Annotated in this window: 9 protein-coding genes; 5 read left to right on the forward strand and 4 right to left on the reverse strand. The window is 37.9% G+C overall.

Annotated features, from left to right (window positions below):
• Positions 1–139: 139 nt before the first annotated feature.
• On the forward strand, positions 140–3,118 hold the full coding sequence (locus tag H5161_RS17740) for a DUF3857 domain-containing transglutaminase family protein (protein ID WP_182769774.1): 2,979 nt from the start codon (positions 140–142) through the stop codon (positions 3,116–3,118).
• A 553-nt stretch (positions 3,119–3,671) separates the two neighbouring features.
• Here H5161_RS17740 and ylqF read toward each other — a convergent pair.
• The gene (gene ylqF, locus H5161_RS17745; RefSeq protein WP_182769775.1) at positions 3,672–4,625 is read right to left on the reverse strand and encodes a ribosome biogenesis GTPase YlqF; all 954 of its coding nucleotides are present in this window, start codon (positions 4,623–4,625) and stop codon (positions 3,672–3,674) included.
• A gap of 247 nt (positions 4,626–4,872) precedes the next feature.
• Here ylqF and H5161_RS17750 point away from each other — a divergent pair, with 247 nt between their 5' ends.
• From H5161_RS17750 to H5161_RS17765, 4 genes are all read left to right on the forward strand, one after another.
• Complete coding sequence (locus H5161_RS17750; RefSeq protein ID WP_182769776.1) at positions 4,873–5,520, forward strand: hypothetical protein; 648 nt, start codon at positions 4,873–4,875, stop codon at positions 5,518–5,520.
• Positions 5,521–5,582: 62 nt separating this feature from the next.
• Complete coding sequence (locus H5161_RS17755) at positions 5,583–5,906, forward strand: hypothetical protein (RefSeq protein ID WP_182769777.1); 324 nt, start codon at positions 5,583–5,585, stop codon at positions 5,904–5,906.
• Positions 5,907–6,250: 344 nt separating this feature from the next.
• Entirely contained in the window at positions 6,251–9,586 is a 3,336-nt protein-coding gene (locus H5161_RS17760; RefSeq protein WP_182769778.1) for an AAA domain-containing protein, read from the forward strand.
• Positions 9,587–9,913, forward strand: coding sequence for a hypothetical protein (locus H5161_RS17765; RefSeq protein WP_182769779.1), 327 nt, complete (start codon positions 9,587–9,589; stop codon positions 9,911–9,913).
• A gap of 77 nt (positions 9,914–9,990) precedes the next feature.
• Here H5161_RS17765 and H5161_RS17770 read toward each other — a convergent pair whose 3' ends face one another.
• The 3 genes from H5161_RS17770 to H5161_RS17780 are packed head-to-tail and all read right to left on the reverse strand — an operon-like array spanning position 9,991 to position 20,851.
• Positions 9,991–11,655, reverse strand: coding sequence for an NERD domain-containing protein (locus H5161_RS17770; RefSeq protein ID WP_182769780.1), 1,665 nt, complete (start codon positions 11,653–11,655; stop codon positions 9,991–9,993).
• A gap of 11 nt (positions 11,656–11,666) precedes the next feature.
• Positions 11,667–17,846, reverse strand: coding sequence for a DEAD/DEAH box helicase (locus tag H5161_RS17775; RefSeq protein WP_182769781.1), 6,180 nt, complete (start codon positions 17,844–17,846; stop codon positions 11,667–11,669).
• A complete protein-coding gene (locus tag H5161_RS17780; protein ID WP_182769782.1) occupies positions 17,831–20,851 on the reverse strand; it encodes a hypothetical protein in 3,021 nt (1,006 codons plus the stop codon). Before H5161_RS17780 ends, H5161_RS17775 begins: the two co-directional genes overlap by 16 nt.
• Positions 20,852–20,994 lie beyond the last annotated feature (143 nt).

Consider the following 20,994-nt stretch of genomic DNA (forward strand, 5'->3'; position numbering starts at 1 on the left):
CTAAATTGAGCTGAACTTATTCATTATCATAATTATAAATATGTCGATGGATTCTATTAACATCTCATTGTCAAAAAAGCCTAAATTTGGTACATTATTCCTTCAATAGTATTTATAAAAACAACTATAAGACCCCACAATGAAATGGAACTTCCTTCGACTCAGTGCTTGGCTAATTGCACTTACCTTATTAATTTTCTCTCATAATATTTTTGCGCAGCAATATAAAATAGATAAACCAGCTAATTGGGTTAATACACATATAATTGAGCAACCCAAGAATTCCGATATAACCAAGGTACGTGACGGCACACTTTATTTGTTACTCGATAACCAATCCTATATACCGAGCAGACAAAAACAGCAACGCTATACACGTTTGGTTATGAAAGCTTTAAATCAAAGTGGTGTTGATTATATAAGCCAGCTTAATCTTGATTTTGATCCAAGTTACGAGTCGCTAACACTAAATAGCTTAACGATTATTAGAAATAATGAGCGCATTGATAAGCTTGGTAGCGCGAGAATGACGGTTATACAGGGTGAATCTGAGTTAGCTGAGCGTATTTATAATGGTAGCTTATCACTCAATATTATTATTGATGATATGCGCAGTGGCGACATACTTGATTACAGCTACACCGTTACAGGCAGCAACCCTATATATGCTAATAAATTTAGTACAAGACGCACGCTGAACTGGTCGGTACCCGTAGTGCAACAAAATATGCGTGTACTTTGGGGTAAACAAACACCTCTACATATAAATACAATAAACGGCGCAGCCGATATTCAAGAAACGCTTAATAAATATGGCAAAGATTATTCTATAACTCTTTTTGAAGAACCTTTACTGGAGCAGAATTCTCAAACCCCAACGTGGTATGACCCATATACACAAGTTTACTTTTCTGAGTTTGACGATTGGGGTCAGGTAGTTAATTGGGCATATCCGCTTTATCAATCAGCCATAGAAACCCCAAATAGCATTTTGGATGTAGCTGAAAACATAAAAGCAAAACACACAAAAACATCAGATAAAATTGCAGCAGCACTGCGCTTTAGCCAAGACGAAGTTCGATATTTAGGGCTTGAAATGGGCACTAACTCGCATCAACCAACGTCAGCTTCAGAAACGCTTTCGCTACGATACGGCGATTGTAAAGATAAAACGGTACTGCTTATTTCGTTATTAAAAGCGATGGGTATAGAGGCTTTCCCTGCGCTGGTCGATACTGAAGAAACCAAACGTTTAATAGAACTACCGACTACTGCAAGTGTGTTTAATCACGTAATTGTTACGCTTAAGCAAGACGGAAAGCGCTACTGGCTCGATCCTACGGTGAACTACCAACGAGGTACACTTGAATATTTAGCACAACCTGATTATGGCTATGCCCTAATTATTGATAAAGGTGAAACTGCTTTAACCTCTATGGCACAAAAGCCTGTACATACAAATGTATCTGTAGAAGATAACTTTTTTATTGCAGAAAAAGTATCTGAGCCATCACGTTTTGAAACCCAATACACTTATGCCGGATTTGAAGCAATTAACCGAAGAAGTAATATAGCCAGCAGTGGTCTAAATAGCGTTGCTAAGTCTTACTTTGAGTATTACCAAGGATTTTTAAATGGTTTATCAATCAATGAAGCAATGGCAATTAGTGAGCAAGAGCAAACGGGTAAACTAATAACCAAAGAATCGTATTTAATTAGTGAATTTTGGGAAAAAACAGATGAAGGCTACGAAGCTAGTTTTTATGCAAGTGAAATACAAAACAGTGTTTACGAACCAAAACAAGTAAACAGAACTGACCCGCTTTACTTCAGCTATCCCAATATAATTAACACCACAATAAAACTACATTTTACAGAAAAAGATTGGGGATTTGATAGCGAAAAAGAAGAAATTGATAACGACTACTTTAATTTAAAAACAGCCACTAAATTTAATAATAACGTTTTAACACTGACCTATAGCTATTACGCAAAACAAGATCATATAAAAGCCACTCAAATAGATGATTATTTAACACAGCGTAAAAAGTTAATATCAGCAACTCATTACCCTATTCTAAAATATGCAAAGGCGAGTGAAACGCCTCAAACAACAGCTGATGTGCTAGACAGCCTTGGTTATAGCTGGCTTAAATATGTGTTGGCTGGCTATATTTTAGTACTCATATTCTTTTTTGCCGATTGGCGATTAGAGTCAGCAAAAAAAGTTAAATTTGAAGATAGTCCATTTTATGCTGTATCTGTAAGTAAGTTTATAATTTACAGTATTTTAAGTTTAGGCATATTTGTTAACTACTGGAGTTATCGTAACTTTAAGGCCATTAAAGAACGCGATAACTCAAGTGTTATGCCTATTGCTCGAGGTATATTTGCATTTTTATGGTATTACCCTTTGTATCGCGCACTTGCACAGCACAGCCAACAACAGTTAAACAAAAATAGAGTAATTCCTAACTGGACTGCCTTAACACTCTGGCTAATGGTACTTGCCAGCGCCTTTGCTTATCGAATGGACGAATACGCAACCATAGTGATTTGTATAATGCCATTTTTATGGTTGCCTCTAGTTAGTTACATTGAACAAACCGATACAAGTAAAGAAGCCCTACATTACAACTCGCACTGGCGAATTAGGCAGTATTTAATCTCGCTTGCGTTTGCACCTCTATTATTTTTAGGCGTACTTCAAGAAGTAAATATTTTACCCAATGCTGCAATTATAAAAGGCGATAGTTTATGGCCTTACCAAGTACACTTTTTAAAACGTAATCGCCTCACACCTGAAAACGAAGAAATACTCTATTTTTATAGCGATGCAATGTTTGATTACCGAGAAGACGGTAACGGAATAACCGAGAACTATATTTTTAGTTACTACAAAAACGATGACGGTAAGCTTGAATCAGATCTTAGTCACTTTAAAGACATAGAAAAAATAGAAACCACATACGGTAAAACCAAACTTGATAACACAAGCATTAAAGTAATAAAAACTGACGGTAGTGATTTCTTGCTCATTGTAGGGCGTCTAAACAAGCAGGATAAAGTACTAGTGGAGCAGATTAATTTACGTATAACAGCAAATAAAGTGCGTTAGTGGCTTAAAATATCCAGTTAAGTACGAATATTTTTAGCCATAAATTAAAGGCTGTTGATCTTTAGGGGCTAAGGTTTTACAAGCAATGCTTTTATAATAAAAATCCATATCAAATTATTTAATAAGTATTAAGCATCTATTTTTTATTCTTCATTGTTCAACCAAAGTAAGTATTTTTATTAAATGTCAGTGCTAACTAGCCGATTTATATATGAATAAAAAACAAACTAATCAATAATAAGAATTATTTGCATTTAGGTGTTGACAGATAGTTAAATCTAACTGATAATCAATATCAACAAGACGGATTGCATACCACTTGTTAAGGAATGAATTGATTTGTTTCTCGACCCTGAAACAACGTGTGGCGCACGTAAACAGCTATGGTTACTTGTTATGAACCGCAACGCCCCTTGATGTTGATGATGAGTAACCGCCCTACTATTTTACTTGCTACATTGCTCATATCGGTGACGGTAGATATGAAACTAAAAAAGCCCTTACGGGCTTTTTTTATGTCTGTAATTTAGTTGGTTAAATTAAACTAAATCAATTAACGACGGTTTTTACGTGCGCGTGCTCGGCGTTGTTTTTTCTCTTCTTCTTTAGCTGCCTTTTTAGCTTCTGCTGCAGCGCGTAAACCAGCAACCATTACTTCTTCTTCCTCACGCATTTGCGGAGTTTCCATAGTAATACGGCCAATGATACCGTCGCGTAATTCGTTGATTAGTATTTCAGACATTTTATATGTGTCTATTTGATTACCACCACGAATACAGCCGCGTTTTTTCCCCGCCATTTCAACAAATTCCCAATCACTTTCTGGTAATTCGTCTATTTTATAACGCGCTTTTAATAACTCAGGGTATGCACGCAATAGGTACTCAGCTGTGTAACTTGCTACTTCTTCATACTCAAGTGCTGTATCACGAATGGCACCGGTGGCGCCTAAGCGATAACCTGAGTTTTCGTTTTCTACTTTTGGCCACAACATACCTGGCGTATCGTAAAGCATAATACCGTCTTCAAGCTTAATGCGTTGTTGTGCTTTGGTTACCGCAGGTTCATTACCTGTTTTTGCAACTATACGCCCAGCCAATACATTAATTAACGTAGATTTACCCACGTTAGGAATACCCATGATCATGGCTTTAATTTGCTTATCTGCACCCACTTTATGCGGCACTAGCTTTTTACAAAGCTCATTAATACGGTGTACTTCAGCTGCTTTATCATGCCCAAAAGAAATCGCTTTAACACCGTTTTCTTGCTCAAAATAATCTTTCCAGATTTGAGTCATTTTAGGATCAGCTAAATCAGCTTTGTTCAAAATTTTGATGACCGGCTTACCTTCACGCAAGGTTGCCACCATCGGGTTTTCACTACTGTAGGGAATGCGCGCATCAAGCACTTCAATGATCACATCCATTTGTGGCATTATTTCTTTAATTTCATTGCGGGCTTTATTCATGTGCCCAGGGAACCACTGTATTCCTGCTCTACTCATTTGATTTTTAAACCTTTTAATTCAACCCATAATACCATGGGGTACTGTGCGGGGTACTGGGTGAATAATTTCGATTTATCACCTCAACTAATGGGCTCTAGTTTACAGCATTTACTACACCTGTTGCATAAATTTATAGTTAAATCATAAATTAAATCATAAATGACAAAAAAATTGATTGGCTATCAAGGTATAGTAAGAATATCATAAAAAGCATCAATTATGATTTAAATTATGGGTGTCATGTATGAATAGTAATTTAGTTAATTTTTCGGTTTCTAAGTGTACTTATGAAAGATTAGAAAAACATGCCGCGGGATTTAATGACACAGCTGACAGAGCTATAAATCGCCTCCTTGATTTAGTAGAAAACTCGAAAGAAAGTAAAGCTGAGCTAAAGCCTGAACTAACATTTACGGAGCAATTTGATGGTGGCTATAGTGGATTAGATGCTGAGGAATTTAAATCTAGATTAGTAAAGGTTCAAAAAGCTGAAGTAGTTATTCATTATGCGGATGGCTCCCATAAAGTAAGGATTTGGAAAGCCAGCAAATTTAACAGTGAATCCAAACTATTAGCAAATATATGGTCAGGCCCTCTAAGGGACTGGAAAAAGAAAGGCATAGTTAGAGCTGAGCTAGAAATTTACAACGACAAATTTATTAAAGAACTAGGGCACAACGTGACTATAGTAAGAAGTGTATCAAAGCTCTTGAATATACCAAGCAGACAGCTAATTCATGGAAACGTTAAAATAGAGATCATCCAAAACCATGCACCGCATCTAAAAATATATTTTATTGAGGGCACGCCTGCATACGCAAGCTCTATAGGCTTTAACAAAGAAGATAACTGCTATTATCTCACAGAAACAGATTTAGGCTTTCCACTATAACAAACCGACATAGAAGCAGGTGCGTTCGCACCTGCTTTAGTATTTATTTTTAGGAGTAAAAAATGGAGTTATATAAACAGGAGTTTGGTCAAAACTTTGACCTAGGCTTTGATTTAAAAAATCACCCTTATTTAATAGATAAAAGCTGGCACAATGATCTTTGCCCTAGCTTCTATTTTAAAGTAGGCGAGCAGTATTATGTACTATGGGTTGATTATGCTGACATAGAGCAAAGAGAGGAAGAAACACTGAGGTATTTGATTACTAAGGGAGTAAATGAAGGGACAAATGATACACCTGAGATTTATAGTGAGACGAATAGTGAAGAGGTTTGCTGCTGTGAAAATTACAAAGATCTAAAGCTATTTTTACTTAATTTTAATTAGCCTTAAATCTGACAGTCGTCATAAGCCCTAGAAGCAAACCATCAGCGCAACTCATTTCTGCCTCAATCTAATAGTGCCGCCCAGCTCGAGTCACGTATAAACAGCCAAACCATGTATTCGAACATATTAGAGTGTATTGAAATTGATTAAAACACAAATAAAAGGCATAGTAATCAAGGGTTTTTTAACTCCTAAATATTTAAGTAATCATACGTAGATCAACAATGTGTCCAGTTTTCTAGATCAGAGCATTTATAAGGAAATATCAGTTTGAGTTATATAAATAATAAGTCAATCACTCTTAGCTTCTCTGAAGCTAAAGTAGCTCTATGGAATCAATTGTCATGAATGATTTATCTAACTCTATCGTTTCTGAATTAGAAAAAGTACCGAATCAAACTGCAAGTGAACTATCTAAGAAACTAAATATAGATAAAGCGCTCCTTAATAGCTGCCTTTACGGACAACTTACAGGCAAAGTTGTTCAGGACTCAAATTATCGTTGGTCTCTCTCCTCGGCAAGGTTCAGGGCTGATGCTGCGCAACAACATATTGGATACAAAAATACTAATTTAGCCCGTCTTTGCCGATACTACTTAGCTTGCTTAGGACAAGAAGAGGTAGGAATATCAACTTTCGCTTGGGATAAGTATGGCAATGAGGACTATGTTGAATTAAGTAAATTACCTCACACCTCAAACGACTTAACTCAGCTGTCGGAAATTCAGCCACTGTTAAATAAGATTAAACAAGATCGGGGCAATCAAATAGCTTACTTGGGGTATCCAACAAGTTTGAAGTTGATTAAATCAAAAAAATCAAACTGGCAAGGCTTTGTCGTTGAACCGATACTTTTGTTTCCAATAGAGCTAAATACAGAAGATCGCTCCCCTTATTTAGATTTGTCTTATCCAATTATTAACTATAAAGCGTTTCAAGCATTTACGAATGCAGAGAGAGAGCTGATATTAGACGAACTTGCACAGTTAGAGTCGGAGCTAGGACTAGGCGCCACCAATGAACCCATAGAAATAGATGAATTGGCTCTCAGACTCCAAGCAATTAGAGCTGAATGGCCATGGTTAGAGGCGATCACACCTGAGCAACTTAACTATCAGCCTAATGTAAAAATAAGTTCTCTGAAAAATGGAGGAATCTACAACAAAGCGGTCATTATCAAAGCTGAACGTTCGCCGTTTACAGCCGGGCTAGAAACTGAGCTTAAAATGCTCGGACAGTTAGATCCAGAACTATATAGTCAAACAGCGCTAGGTCATTGGCTCAAAAGCTTAATACCTGAGGTTTCAACAGATGAAAGTCTAAATATCATTGACGTCCTGCCAATGAACCTAGAACAAAGAGCAGCCGTTCGCTCCTCGATAAGTAAACCTTTGACAATTATTACCGGACCACCAGGTACGGGCAAATCTCAAGTAGTAACTAATATTCTGGTCAATGCGGCCTGGCAAGGCAAGAAAGTATTGTTTGCAAGTAAAAACAATAAAGCTGTTGATGTTGTAGAAACCCGAGTTAATGCTTTAGGACCACGGCCAGTCTTAATGAGAGTTGGCTCAAACCAATACCAAATGAAGCTAGCAGAATATGTCATGGGGATCATGTCATCTGTATCCAGTAATGAAGATGTTGATGAATTTGAATTCTGCTTAAACAAAAATACTGAACTTCAAGAAAAACTCAGCTACATAAATGCTTCGCTCAGTGAATTGATAAACCTTAGAAATGAAGTAGACCGACTGGAGCAGAAAATTGAGCCTGTTCGCGAGCAATTTAGAAAAGATGTTTTCAATATTATACACACCATAGACGTTGCGCGTTTAATGGACAATCTCGGTGTCTTTATATATAGTCTCAACCAATGTATCAAAGAAAAAAATTCTTTCTTTGGCAGGCTCTTTTGGTTCAATGTCCTAAATATAAAGATTGATTCAGCGTTAGCGTCAAAGCAAAAAGTTTCGCAACAACTATCTAAATTATCTTTTGTCGAACCCTTTGATCAAATCACCGAATCCAATGCTCCTCAATGGATTGATTGGGTTGAGGGTATTATTGAAAAGCTTAACAGCGCCCGTGCTATTATTGACTATAAGTTAAAACTAAAAGAGTTACAGAGTGCCAAGTCTATCGAGTCGTTAAGTGAAGAAAAAATACAAACACTTAAGTCCATTTCAAGCAACGCTGAAGTAATGTGGAGCTATTGGCTAAAAATACAGCCATCTCGACTTACTCATGAGCAACGTTCGATGTTAAACAGATATACCTCGGTGCTTAAGATGGTTATTGATAATATTCAAGGCCAAAAACTTCCAGGCAATATCTATAAAAAATATGCTGAGCTATTTGCAAAAGTCGCTCATCTACTTACTACCTGGGCTGTCACCTCATTGTCAGCAAAAGGAAAACTACCATTTGATCCTGGCTATTTTGACCTGGTAGTGTTTGATGAAGCAAGCCAGTGTGATATTGCATCAGCGCTGCCACTACTTTACCGAGCGAAAGCTGCAGTAGTCATTGGTGACCCCAAGCAGTTATCCCACATTAGCACCTTGAAACGAGGGTATGATCAACAGCTTCTGGATAAATACGACTTAATCGACGAGTTTCCGCATTGGTCATATTCGAATAACTCTCTGTTTGACTTGGCCTCTGGCTTAGTGAATGGTAATGATGTTATACACTTGCTCGATCACCATAGGAGCCATGCAGACATCATTGAATACTCAAATAAAGAGTTTTATGAAAGTAGGCTCCGTGTAGCAACAAACTACGACAGGTTGAAACGCAGAACATCTGGAGACTCTGGTATTCGATGGATAAATGTCAAGGGTGAAACCAAAAGACCTGTGACAGGTGGAGCGATCAATATTGCAGAGGTAAATGCTGTTTGTGCCGAAATTGAAGACTTAATCTTACACAAAGGTTATGAAGGCACTATCGGTGTTGTCTGTCCATTCAGAGCACAAGCAAATGCAATAAGAGAAAGAATTTCTTTACACGAGCATCTGTTCAAATGCCTAGATAAAGCCGAACTATTGGTTGATACAGTTCACCGTTTTCAAGGCGATGAGCGAGATATAATTATATTTTCTCCAACGATATCTAACGGCGCTCAGCCTGCTACGCTGTCTTTCTTATCAAATAACAAAAACTTGTTTAATGTTGCTATAACAAGGGCTAGAGCACAGCTTATCGTTGTAGGCGATCAACAATACTGCTCAGATTGTGGTATCGAGTATTTTCAAAAATTTGTTAAATACTACAATGGTTTAAAACTCAAAACGACTGAGCCTATCTCGCATGATGCAATTGATTTAGGACCAGAGTACCCGATAGTTGCTAAACCAGAACAAGTATCTGAGTGGGAACACCTGTTCTACAAGGCCATGTATCATCGTGGTATCAGAGCAATACCTCAATACGATATTGAAAAATACTCGCTAGATTTTGCAGTGTTCGCAGGAAAGAAAAAACTGAATATTGAGATTGATGGGGAAAGGTATCACAAAAACTGGACTGGTGAATTGTGTAGAAGAGATCAATTACGAAACCAGCGTATGTTTGAGCTAGGCTGGGATGTTAAGCGATTTTGGGTCTATGAGGTCCGAGATGAGATTGACACCTGCTTAGATTACATCGAAAGTTGGATTAAAAGACATGTCTAGATGTTAGTTATTTCATTATTTCTAAAAATTTGGTTGCCGCTAATCATTCTTAATCAGTTACTGATTTTTGGTGCGTGTTTTGCCCCTTATTGTCTACTAGCAGCTTTACCGCATACTTTGAGTATAGCGGCAATTGTTACGTACTCTCTATATCCGAAAGTTAAAGAGAACAAAAGAAAGCACAAAGCTATAAAACAGGCGAGAACAATAAGCCAGTGTAAAGAAGCCTCAATTAAAAAGTCGGAAGAAATAAAACAACGGGAAAGAATTGGTTCTTTAGTAGAGAGCGCTAAAACAGAAAGTATTAAAACAAGACAAAGGAAATAAAACAAAAAGCACAGCACCTGTTAGCTGTGCTTCTGAACTGAACTAATACAACTAATACAGCTAAACTGTAATAATTTTTATGAGCTACTGATTAGATTTTTTAACCAAATACCGGCCTCTGAATTAGTTGTAATTATATCAAGCCTGCTTACCGCTCGAGTGAAAGCAACATATAGATCTTCTTTTGTCAGTGCTATATTTGAATCAGGCTTATCAGCATGAATAATAATGACATGCTTGGCCTCCAAGCCTTTAAACGACTTAATCGTAGAAAAGTAAACAAAGCCAGGCTCATTAAGTTTACTAATATCTTCTGTCAAATTTAAATTAAAAGCTTTTGTTGAAGCCTTCATACATGAGTTATCTAATTTGTATGGCGACAGAATAACTGCACCACCATCGGGGCTTAAATCATTGATAAGATCCCAAGCTTTTTGTGCCATATGCTCGGTTTTACAAGTACTAATAAGTGGTAGTTCACCTTTAGGGACTCCCGGCATAGGCTTTACTATTCCACTACAAACCTTATTTGTAGCTGCATTTACTAATTCAGTATTTCTACAATTATGATAAAGACGAAATGTTACTTCAGCACCCAGTGTTTCATTTGTACATTGGCCATATAAATCTTGTTTACTATCACCAAAATATAACCACTGAGAGCTTTCTTCTTTAAGAAGTTGATATAAAGCTACAATTCTATCATCGCCAAAGTCTTGCCCTTCATCGATTATGATTGCATCATATTTATCATCTTCTCTGAGTAAAGTATCTATAACCCTTTCCGGTAAAATCGTCGAGTAAAAGTCTTTTTCATAACTTCCAACGTGATCTTTAACTATTCCCCAAAATAAAGAGTCAACACTAAAAATTGCACCAGCGACACTTGGGTGCCGGGCCTTTAAACTTTCAGCTAACTTCTTATTAAAACAAACGAAAATCGCATTTTTCCCTTCTTCTAGTAAGGCCTGTAACTTCCAAAATGCTAATAATGTCTTACCTGATCCTGCGGGGCCAATAATCGCCACCCTAGGTAAGTCAAACGCACCACGCAAAGCAGCAAATTGCTGACGGGTAAGCTCATCTACATTTTTCTCATCTTCTATTGAGTCTAGCTCAGTATCTACAGCCACTACTCGAAAGCGTTGGTTAGTCAAAGCTTCAGCAGCTTTATTTGCTAAACCTAAGTTAAATTTTCTACCTGTTCTTTCATCACCTTTCGCAAGTAAAGCCTCTTTTATAACCTTCCCTAACTTATGCATACTTTGCTTCGTAACTATCGTAGTTCGGTCATAGGTATCAAGCTTTCCTTCGACTTCACCATTAGGGTATACAACCAACCAAGCATGTAAGCCAGGAAAAGTAGCTCCCTGCTCATGTGTTAGCTCTGCTTTTACAAGTTTGGCTATCTCATGAAGATTTCGTGTAGCTTGCTCTGGCGGTGGCTCTTTAATTAAATATTCTCGTTGTTGATCTTGATAACCTCCACCAAGTCTGTACCAATTTCCAAACTCATCAACCCTAACTAATTTAGTTCCCTTTACTTCAACTACAGCAAGCCCTATTTCAGGGACAAGCACTACAAAGTCAGCTTGGCCATCACGAACAAATCCTCGATCATCCTTTAAAGCCCAAGATACATTGCAGATAACTATCCAACTAGATGGTAATTGTTTTGACAATTGCCTACGAACTTCTCTTTCCCACTTATCTGATGGGACTGGCCCGATTATACGTGGCATAAATTTATTCCTTATTTGTATCTAGCTACAGCTTTTAAGCCATTCCAAAGGGACTTATCTAAAGCTCCTTTTCCTTTTTTCCTTACTAGTGTTCGCCCGGGCATAGACACTACTGTAACAATGAAAGGTGCAATCCCTTCACGTCGAACAACATAACTCCCAGCAACAGCATCCCATACGTCAATTTCAGCTACTCTTATCCAGCTTTCGCTCTCAAATTCAAATACACCACCTAGCTCAACCTTATCTATATTTAAATCAATAGAAACGTTTGAAGCAGTATTATCTGAAGTACTATTAATTGGGTGTCGAATATATATTGCTAATGAGCCTCTGACCCAGGACATCCTTCTAGAAAGGTTGAAGGAATCTAGTAATCTCACAGACTCAATACCCGTATATTTTTTAGCAAAAGAGTCTATAGACTTAGACACATTATCTCTTAATAAAGGATCGAATTCCCATAGAGGGTGAGCTACTAATTCTAAGACTTTTTCACTCTCATTAATCCAACCATGAATGAAAGAACCATTACTTATAGGTTTTATATTGCCACCACCAAATGCTGAGCAATAATTTTTTGCCAGCTCAGTAGCTTCTTCTTGCCAACTTTTTAAACCTAAACCCCACAGTTCAAAGTGTGGAGTTACACCAGGGATATAAGAAGAATCCTTCATAACAGACAATAGTTCCAGACCAAGCCGCCAATCAAGCATTGGGTGTAAATGGCGATTTCTGAAACCTTTTAATAGTAAATCAGGACTCCTCCATTCGTGTCCCAATTTTTGTGCTCGCTTACACTCATCTTTTATAAACATTCCTAATTTAGAAAAGTCCTGATTATTAAGAGGGTCAATGCAGCCAGCTAATAATTCTTGCCATTTTTTGCTAGCCCAATCTACTAATCCAGCACCATTAGGATGCTCATCTGATAAATATAACTCGGCACCGGTTTCATCTTTGTCGCTATATTTATGTACAGAAGCAATTTCAATATCTAAAGAATCAACATCCAGCTCCAAGGCAATAGCTCTTTGGAGAATTGTTGCAGCAGAGAACCATGCTGCTTTGCGACAAGCTATATCTTTATGATTATCAAAAAACTTAGTACCAGGTCGGTCGAGCAACCTTAAACTCAATAAATCAGTTGTTTTAGGTGCAACAAGTGAAGCGTTAACCTCTGGATGTCTTTCATCTTTGATCCACATATCAGCATTTAACCACTGACCATTCGGGCATGGATAAGTCTTTTGCTCCCTAAAAGGAAAAGGCTTTGATTTTTTATTCTGAGTAATTCGATAAACCTTTTGCTGTCTAGAGAAAGCTAAAGAAACACCACCTATCGACTTTCTCTCACTACTAATAATTACCGGAGAAGCAACAAACGATACAGCCCCGTCACCGCCATTAGATTGACCTTTATTAGCTGGTTTACTGAGGTCAAAGTCTGTCATAAAGCCATTTGGCACTACAGCTAGATATGCATTGGCTTCCTCTGAACTACAATTAGGACATAACTCAATTTCAGGCCTACTTTTAGCCTCTTCGATAGTTATTGGCTCAACACTTAAGTTTCTACACTCTCGGCAAAATATTTGCCACTCCATACCACCAACAGGTTTGACTTTAGAGGCCCAGTTGTTACTATTTTTGTGATGAATTGAGCCTACAAGACCTATTGGCGTTAGTAGCCTTTTATCCCAAACACGCTCAGCCCCTGGCGCATAATCGGTTATAGCTTGCTCAATAGAACGATCTAAGGTCTTTGCCTCTGAGAATTTTCCACCATTGTTTGGAAGTGCAAAGTATAAGTTTCTAACCATCGTAGGCATGCCATACATTGGTAGTACACCCGCATCAGCTAAAGCATTCGCAAAACCTCTAGTTTTATCTTGTTCACTTATCGCTATATTATCCATACGGGCAATTAAAACATTTACGTTTTCAACAAGTTTAGCTGCTTCAATTTCTGTACCTCGAGTTATAACGTCAGCAACGTCTTGGACTATTTTATTATTCTGACATAGCCAACTAGCTACGCTGTCTCGCCGATCGCAACTATTAGCCAAGAAATCTTGTACATTTCCCATCTCACCGTGAGTATCTGGTTGTAAATTAGAGTCAGTCCAAGTCAGCCCTATTGCTTTAAACGCACGTCGAAGGACTTCTTTATTAAATAACCGTTCAGCTAATATTTCTTGATCTTCACTCATAGAAACACTCGGCTGAGGTGGTATCCCGCTTGTCATTTCCTCAGGATGCTCAAAGTGAATGCGATCATGAGTTTGTCCTCGGCAATAAGTCAGTGCAGAAGAAAAAGCCTGCTTTTTCCTTCCTGCTCGCCCTGCCCTCTGTTGATAGTTAAATCTCTCTGGCGGCATATTTGCTTGAAATACAGAGAGTAAAGCACCAATATCAACACCAACTTCCATAGTTGTTGTTACTGATAATAAATCAATACTATCTATATTTGGATTAACCAGCCGAGGAACTACATCATCTAACTTTTCATTTGCAAAAAATATATCTCTAAAATGTCGTTGCCTTTGCGCTTGATTATCTGTCTGTCCAGTTAACTCTTCAGCATGAATACGAAATGCAGACGAAGAAGTTCCAGAAAGATTTGCATAATAGTGTGCTTCTTCAATTTCCTTAGCCGTTTTTTCGCCATTCGCTTTATTTGTAAGTAATGAACAACATCTAGAGCAGACACCTCCTGAAAAATGCCAATGTATCTGTGTACAATTATCACAAACCCAAGGAGTATCTTTTCGTTCTACCCTGTGGACCCATACCTGATCAAGCCTTACAACTCCCCACTGATGACCAGCCTCGACAATTGAACTGCGAACAGCATCTCTGAGCAGTTCGAAAGTAGTATTATGTTTTAATGAACACGCTTCTAAAAAACGCTTTACTCGCTTTTGAGCAACTTGTTGTGATCGTTCATTAGGTTTATCGTGAGTCCAACCCTCTCTTGGAGAAAGATCATCATACTCATAAGGCGCTGTGAAATACTCTTCTGTGAGTATACGAAGTACGCTTGTAGAGATACCTCTCAATGATTCATGCGAAACCCCATCAGGACCTAACATTTTAAGGTCAGGTGGTAACGCTAAATAACCAAAACCTTTAGCCTCTAAGTTATATAAAAGCCTACCTGAAATAGCTTTCCAAGCTTTCCTTCGTAACGTGCTATCCATTTTATTAATTAAAAAGCTCATTTTCTCTTGTGTGAGGTTTTCTGCTAATGACATTTTATGAAAATTAATGAGCTCTACCCAACCAAACTCATCACTACCCCTCGGCTGAGAGTACTTAGTATCTACACCAGAGCCTCCGGGGTTGAAACCCAATTGAAGCATTCTTTTCCAAATAACAGGTAACTCTCGAACTTGCTCATTCAAGGGGTGTAAAAAGCAGTCAAGCCTTACATACCCTGGTTTATAGCTATTAATTAGCTCTACTTGCTCTTTATCTTTTGGTGTAGCACGTCTCGGTTTGTAAATAACTGTCTCAGCAGCGTTCGTAAACGCTTTCAATTCATCTTGAATATCAGTGTCAGTTTCTTCATCTATAATCTCATCTACGCTATCGTCATCACCTTGCTTAATTTTTTCTAAAATCAGCCCTTTAATTGCTTCTATTGGACTTTGAGATCTATTCCTTATTTCATCCAAAATGAAGTATTGTAATAAATTATCCCATTGACCTGATTCAACGCCATTTGCTAACTTTGCAGCTGCTTGACGGCTATCTGAAAATGCAACTAATTTTATGAAATCTTTTGGTAATATACTCATTAAATGTTTAGCAAGTAATAAGGACATTTGATCTAAACCAGTTGCAAATGCGCGTATTGGAGATGGCTTCCCGCCTTGCCTTTCAGAATAGCTTGTTTGGCAGGATGGACACATTTGCGGCATAGCAGGTAATTGGTAATCTTCATCCCAACCATTTACATCAGCATTGAACCATAAGCATTTAGTTTTATTTTCTCCCCCTTCTCCAATTTCAACTACCCCAGTATTTGAATCAATTGTAGCCTTCAGCCATGCCGCGCTTGTTTTCTCACAGGGGCTGCCTACGCGACCATCTCTTAATTTCCGCTCAGTTGAACCTTGTTCCCATATTAACTCAGCTACATCAGGGTATTGATCAGGTACTAAATATACAACTCCAAGCGTTTTATAGTTTTGTACATCTGTACGCCCTTGAGGAACAGATTCTGGCATACTGGCAATTGCCGAAGGCATAGGAGCGAGTTCAAATCTTGGGTGATTTAACGTGCCACCAGCATTCATTTTATAACCAGCTAATAGCTGAGTGCCGCAACACTCACAGTATAAGACTTCTAATACACGCTTACCCTGCAAGGAAATTATTGGTTCTGGTAATAAATGCCCAACTCTTCGGTGGCTATCCTCACTTTTTGGCAAATCAGCTGTTCCCCAAAGTCCGTCAATATTTTTAGCCATCCAATGAAAGCGTAGTCTGGGTAGGACATCTGTAAGAAAGCCTTGGCCACTATTTTTTATTACAGTTGCTTGTCCAAATGCATAAAAAAAGCCTCTCACAGCCATATACTTATCTTTCTGCTGTAAATTAGGAAACCATTCTTCAATTAAACTTTCTAATGATAAGGAGGCAAAACGATTGCGAGCTTTATCAAAAAAGCTATACGCTAACGTATCAATATTACTTTTTGTTACTAGCTTCTTCACCAGTTGATCATTGGGTTTATGATTCATGCTAAGAGCAACGCCTAATTGCAAGCAGGCGTTACCATCCCTTTCGGAAATAGAACGAGGAGTCTCATCTGGTGGGTAGATGGACTCACCACTTTCTATATGAAATTGCCTCTTTGCCTCATCAGTAGTTAAACCAAACATACCTCCTAGAAAATTGTATGACTCATCTTTATCATCAAGCGAAGCACTAGAAGCTAATATTTGAAGCTGCTTACTATCAGGCGATAATCCTAATCGATCCATTAACAGCCGGAGTAAATAACCGACTTCAGTTCCAGATGAACCTCTATATAAATGCAATTCATCTATAACCAATTGAAATACATGATTATCTCTATCTTCTGCCAACCACTCTTTCGTTGACTCAAAAATCATTGAATCAGCTCTGTCTCCAAGGACTTCCTCTTTATTATGGCGCATTAACATTATAGAAAGCATGCTAACGTTTGTTATAAGTAAATCTGGCGGTGAATCTTGCATTTCCCAGCGATGAAACATCTCACAAGCATCAACATCCATATTTGGAATAAAGTCTCGCTGCTCCATTAAAGCCTCAAGCTCACTTTGAGCTTCCTCAACTCTAACTCCATCTATTTTAGCTTTATTAAAACTATTTTTCGCAACTTCTAAACGCTTTTTATAATCAACATGCTCTTCTCTAGCAACATCAATTTTTTTTCTAAACTCATTTCTCTTAGATGTATTCGCCTTACCATCTGCCTTAAAAGGATGTCCTGAAACAGGTGTAGAACCATTATATCGGCCAAATCGAATTCTATTTCCAGCTAACGCTGAATCCATAGCCCTATGGGATTCTTCCGAGTCTAAAGCCCCCCTAAGTCTTGATATTTGATCTTCTACTAACGCATTCATCGGATATAACAATAAAGCACGCACAGCAGGTCTTCGCGTCTCTTGCCTAATATCTCTTCTGCTATCATTCCATTTTATCTTAGATGGCCACTCCGCCTTTATAGCAGCTGGAGCTGCCCATTTTGCTTTTGCTTCTTTAATTATTGATGCTATTACTGGTAATAAGAAAGCCTCTGTCTTTCCAGAGCCAGTACCCGTCACGACGACACAATGTTTCCTTTCTTCTGCTATCGCTTTTTTCAACATTGCTTCTTGATGTTTATGCAAATTTACAAAACTAGGAATAAGTCCAGATCCAGCTACTTTACGAAAAGCATCAATTACATCTTGAGATAATGCGGGCAAGTCTTTAATACTTAACTCATCTAACTTTTTCCCTGATGCATAGGTTGGCAACATCTCTAAAAATGCTTCTTGAAAAAAAACACCAGGAGTATTTAGTAAGCGCTCTCTTTCCTCTTCAAAGGATTTTGAATTAGTGCCAAATGCCGATTTTATGTATTTTTTTAAATGGCTTTGCAAGTCTTCCCAAGCACCAATAGGATCTTTATCTATACTAGCTGACATTTTTCATCCTTAAAATTTATTGTGTGGGAGTTATTCCCTACTTCTTTGAGCTCACCGCCTAATAAAGATACGACAATCAGTGCAATTTTTTCTGGCACCCAACGATAGCAAAGCCATCTACCATCTGACATATCATAATACGCAGAGCTTACCTCAACGACACAATTATCATTAGAATCATAAAGTGAAATTGAATCGTCATTGTGCACTCCAACAGTCTTAATCAATAAAGGGCTACTCCCAGAGCAAAGTGTTAATATTCGCTCTATGATAAAGGGGGGTTCCATTCTAGCTGGCAGCCATAAACATCCACTTTCTTTATCGAAGTGAATTGGCCAAGGACTAGCATCATCAAAATTCATTGTACGTTTAACAAATTCAGCAAAAGCATTTATTGCTATCCAGACTCCCCACCTGGAATCTTCAATGAAACTATACCTAGAAAGATGGTCCTTAAAATTCCACCCTAATTTATAGACTCTAAGCCCTTGTACTTGTGGATCTTCATATCTGAATAACTCAAATACTCTTTTAGGATCAACCATAATATTTTCCGAAACACCAAACACTCCATTCCCAGGGTTAAGCCGCTCCAGATAATTAGGTGAATAGCCTTGTTCGTGATACCAAGACAAACTTTCCTTCATTTCTTTAACTGAACCAACCCATTGAGATAATTTTCTAATAGGAAGCTCTTCTACTAAAAATTGATATTTTTCAGCTATCTGTTTGAGCAAACCGGGGCCATCTATGTAGAATCTGACTACTGGAAGGGTATCTGAATTTGTTTTTTCAATAAGTATATGACAATGAGTTGTTAATTCTTTCCACTGTTGCAATCTCAAACTACCGCATACACCATAAACCTGCCTGTTTCTATTATCTGTAATTGGCAAGCTATAAATTGTTGGGGGAACAGAGCAAACTCGTATCATATGACCTTTAGCATCACATTCAATCTCAACATGTCCTCTTCGCCTTAACTCACGTATCAATAAAGCAGGTGCAACATCTTTAATATTAACGTTATTAGCAAGACGTCTAATTTGATCTCGAGCTACACCATAACTCATTGATCCATAAGGAGTGGCAGCAATGGAGTCTAAAAATTGAGCTGAAATATTAGGCTCTATACTCTTCCAAACATCTTCACCATCCCAACTCATAAAGGTTAGGGGGGCAGTTTGAAAAGAAGTAATATTTAAACCTTCAGTAAATGCCTTATTTATTGTAGCTCCACAGAGCCCTGTATCATCAGGCAAGACCTTGCCATAACGATCTAATGAGAACTTAGTTCTCTTGGATGCAGACAGGCTGCCAATCGCTAAAACCTTAAGCCCGGCAGTACATAATATTTCTTCTGCCAGCCTTACACCTATTCTGAAAGCATTTACACCTTCATCATCTAAGGAAAATTGAAAGCGCCTTATTAATGTTTTGTCGTCACGGTTAATCTCTTGAAAGGTTACACCTGGACAGTTAAGTTCTGCCCCCTCAGGTGCTTCAACTTCAACTATTGGTAAATCGTAATATGCATACTGCTTACTACCTGATCCAATAATAGCTTTCCCCCCAACAAATCGGATACGAGCTCTAGGTGGATGGATTGGTTCCTCATCAAGGATCAAGGCTCTTTGCTCTGCTGTAACTTTAGAAATATCCGGAATACAAATAAGGTTACATTCACCGGGCAAGCCGGGGATATCTACCGGGTCAAAATCTATTTTCTCATTATTTAAAAGCTGCTCTAGATTTGAGTATATCGAGGGGAAATAAAGAAGATAAGCAGGGCCTTGTAGAGGTATTTCTCGCTCTATTAACGTATCTTTTAATAAGGGGTCAGGGCTATCCCAAACTAGTACTCGAATTTTATCCTCTCTTAAATAAATTTTTCTTTCGTTACGTTCCCCCTCTCTATCTGAGTAAGTTAATAGTGAATCAATTTTCGCCGTTGCAGATTTCCCTAATACATTTCGCATATCAGATTGAAGATTAGAGGGAACTGTAAAAATGTGACTTCCACTTAATTCTAAATCTGCTCCAACTTCATTCGAGCAACCAGCTTTAATAGCGTAATTCACTCCAGTAATTGTTGCTGGTAAGCGCCAACCAATCTCCCAAGAGAAAGAATCCTCCTCATCCTTCATTCGTAAGATCAACGTCAGTTCATCATTTTCACTGTTTACTGCTTTTCCATCAAAGTAGCTATTATTGGAGCTATCGCGGATTGGAACCTGACCGTCCCAAAACTCTAGATGTGAGTTAAGTGATTGCTTTAAATGCTCTGTGTAATTCTTATTACTCATAGCATCTTTTAGCCCCAAACTTAAATAGTCCGAGTTCCGGCCAACTTCTAGTAACTTTAAAAAACTATTCTGATTTAGAGTTTGCCCTGATTGCAATCCACAGCTACCAAATAAACGACTTAAGCCTTCTAAATCTTTATGGGTAATTATTGTTTGAGCATATGCAATACCAACAAACCTATGACTACCAAGAATATTGATATTAAATCTACCAAACCGGCCTTTTTGACTTATATTTGACCAGTTATCTAGATCTAGCCATACAGCTTCCATAAGTGGCCCTGTGTTACTAGGAAACACTTCATTGATTAAACTGCCAACAGTAGAATAGAAACCTGTATTTTCTGTCTCTGATTTAGCAAGAATCCAGATTGCAAGGTAAGGTAGATAGGTGGGTGCTTTAGAGTCTATATAATTTACCGACATTTCCCCAGGGTCAATATAACCATACCTCCTTTTACTCGGCCATGCGCGCTGCCGAGCAAGCTCTTTCGCCTTTTCAGCAATATTGCCTTTAAAATTGGATAGACACTTTGGTCCACTTTTAACTGCCTCAATTAGGCCACCAGCTCCTCCTCTTCGAATACCTACTCCCTCAAGCTCATTTCTTGTTGTTGGTATTCGAACGTCTTGGTTAGCTCTGGCTGGAGAAAAGTATTCTTCCAGTAAAAGTAAATTCCATTCATCAAATAAAGACATATAACTTCCATATTATTTTTATGTTTTGACTTCTAACTTAACTGAAACTGAATATTAAAACCAGCCTCAGTACCAATAATTGTATAAAGGAGTCATCAATTTTTATTAGGTTACTCAGCTACAAGTTTAAAATTATAAAATCT

Source organism: Pseudoalteromonas sp. SG43-5, assembly GCF_014164345.1.
Lineage (GTDB): Bacteria > Pseudomonadota > Gammaproteobacteria > Enterobacterales > Alteromonadaceae > Pseudoalteromonas > Pseudoalteromonas distincta.

Bases quoted from the DNA above. Each gene is read 5' to 3' on its own strand.
- H5161_RS17740 (WP_182769774.1), top strand. From the start codon at position 140: ATGAAATGGAACTTCCTTCGACTCAGTGCTTGGCTAATTGCACTTACC.
- ylqF (WP_182769775.1), bottom strand. From the start codon at position 4,625: ATGAGTAGAGCAGGAATACAGTGGTTCCCTGGGCACATGAATAAAGCC.
- H5161_RS17750 (WP_182769776.1), top strand. From the start codon at position 4,873: ATGAATAGTAATTTAGTTAATTTTTCGGTTTCTAAGTGTACTTATGAA.
- H5161_RS17755 (WP_182769777.1), top strand. From the start codon at position 5,583: ATGGAGTTATATAAACAGGAGTTTGGTCAAAACTTTGACCTAGGCTTT.
- H5161_RS17760 (WP_182769778.1), top strand. From the start codon at position 6,251: ATGAATGATTTATCTAACTCTATCGTTTCTGAATTAGAAAAAGTACCG.
- H5161_RS17765 (WP_182769779.1), top strand. From the start codon at position 9,587: ATGTTAGTTATTTCATTATTTCTAAAAATTTGGTTGCCGCTAATCATT.
- H5161_RS17770 (WP_182769780.1), bottom strand. From the start codon at position 11,655: ATGCCACGTATAATCGGGCCAGTCCCATCAGATAAGTGGGAAAGAGAA.
- H5161_RS17775 (WP_182769781.1), bottom strand. From the start codon at position 17,846: ATGTCAGCTAGTATAGATAAAGATCCTATTGGTGCTTGGGAAGACTTG.
- H5161_RS17780 (WP_182769782.1), bottom strand. From the start codon at position 20,851: ATGTCTTTATTTGATGAATGGAATTTACTTTTACTGGAAGAATACTTT.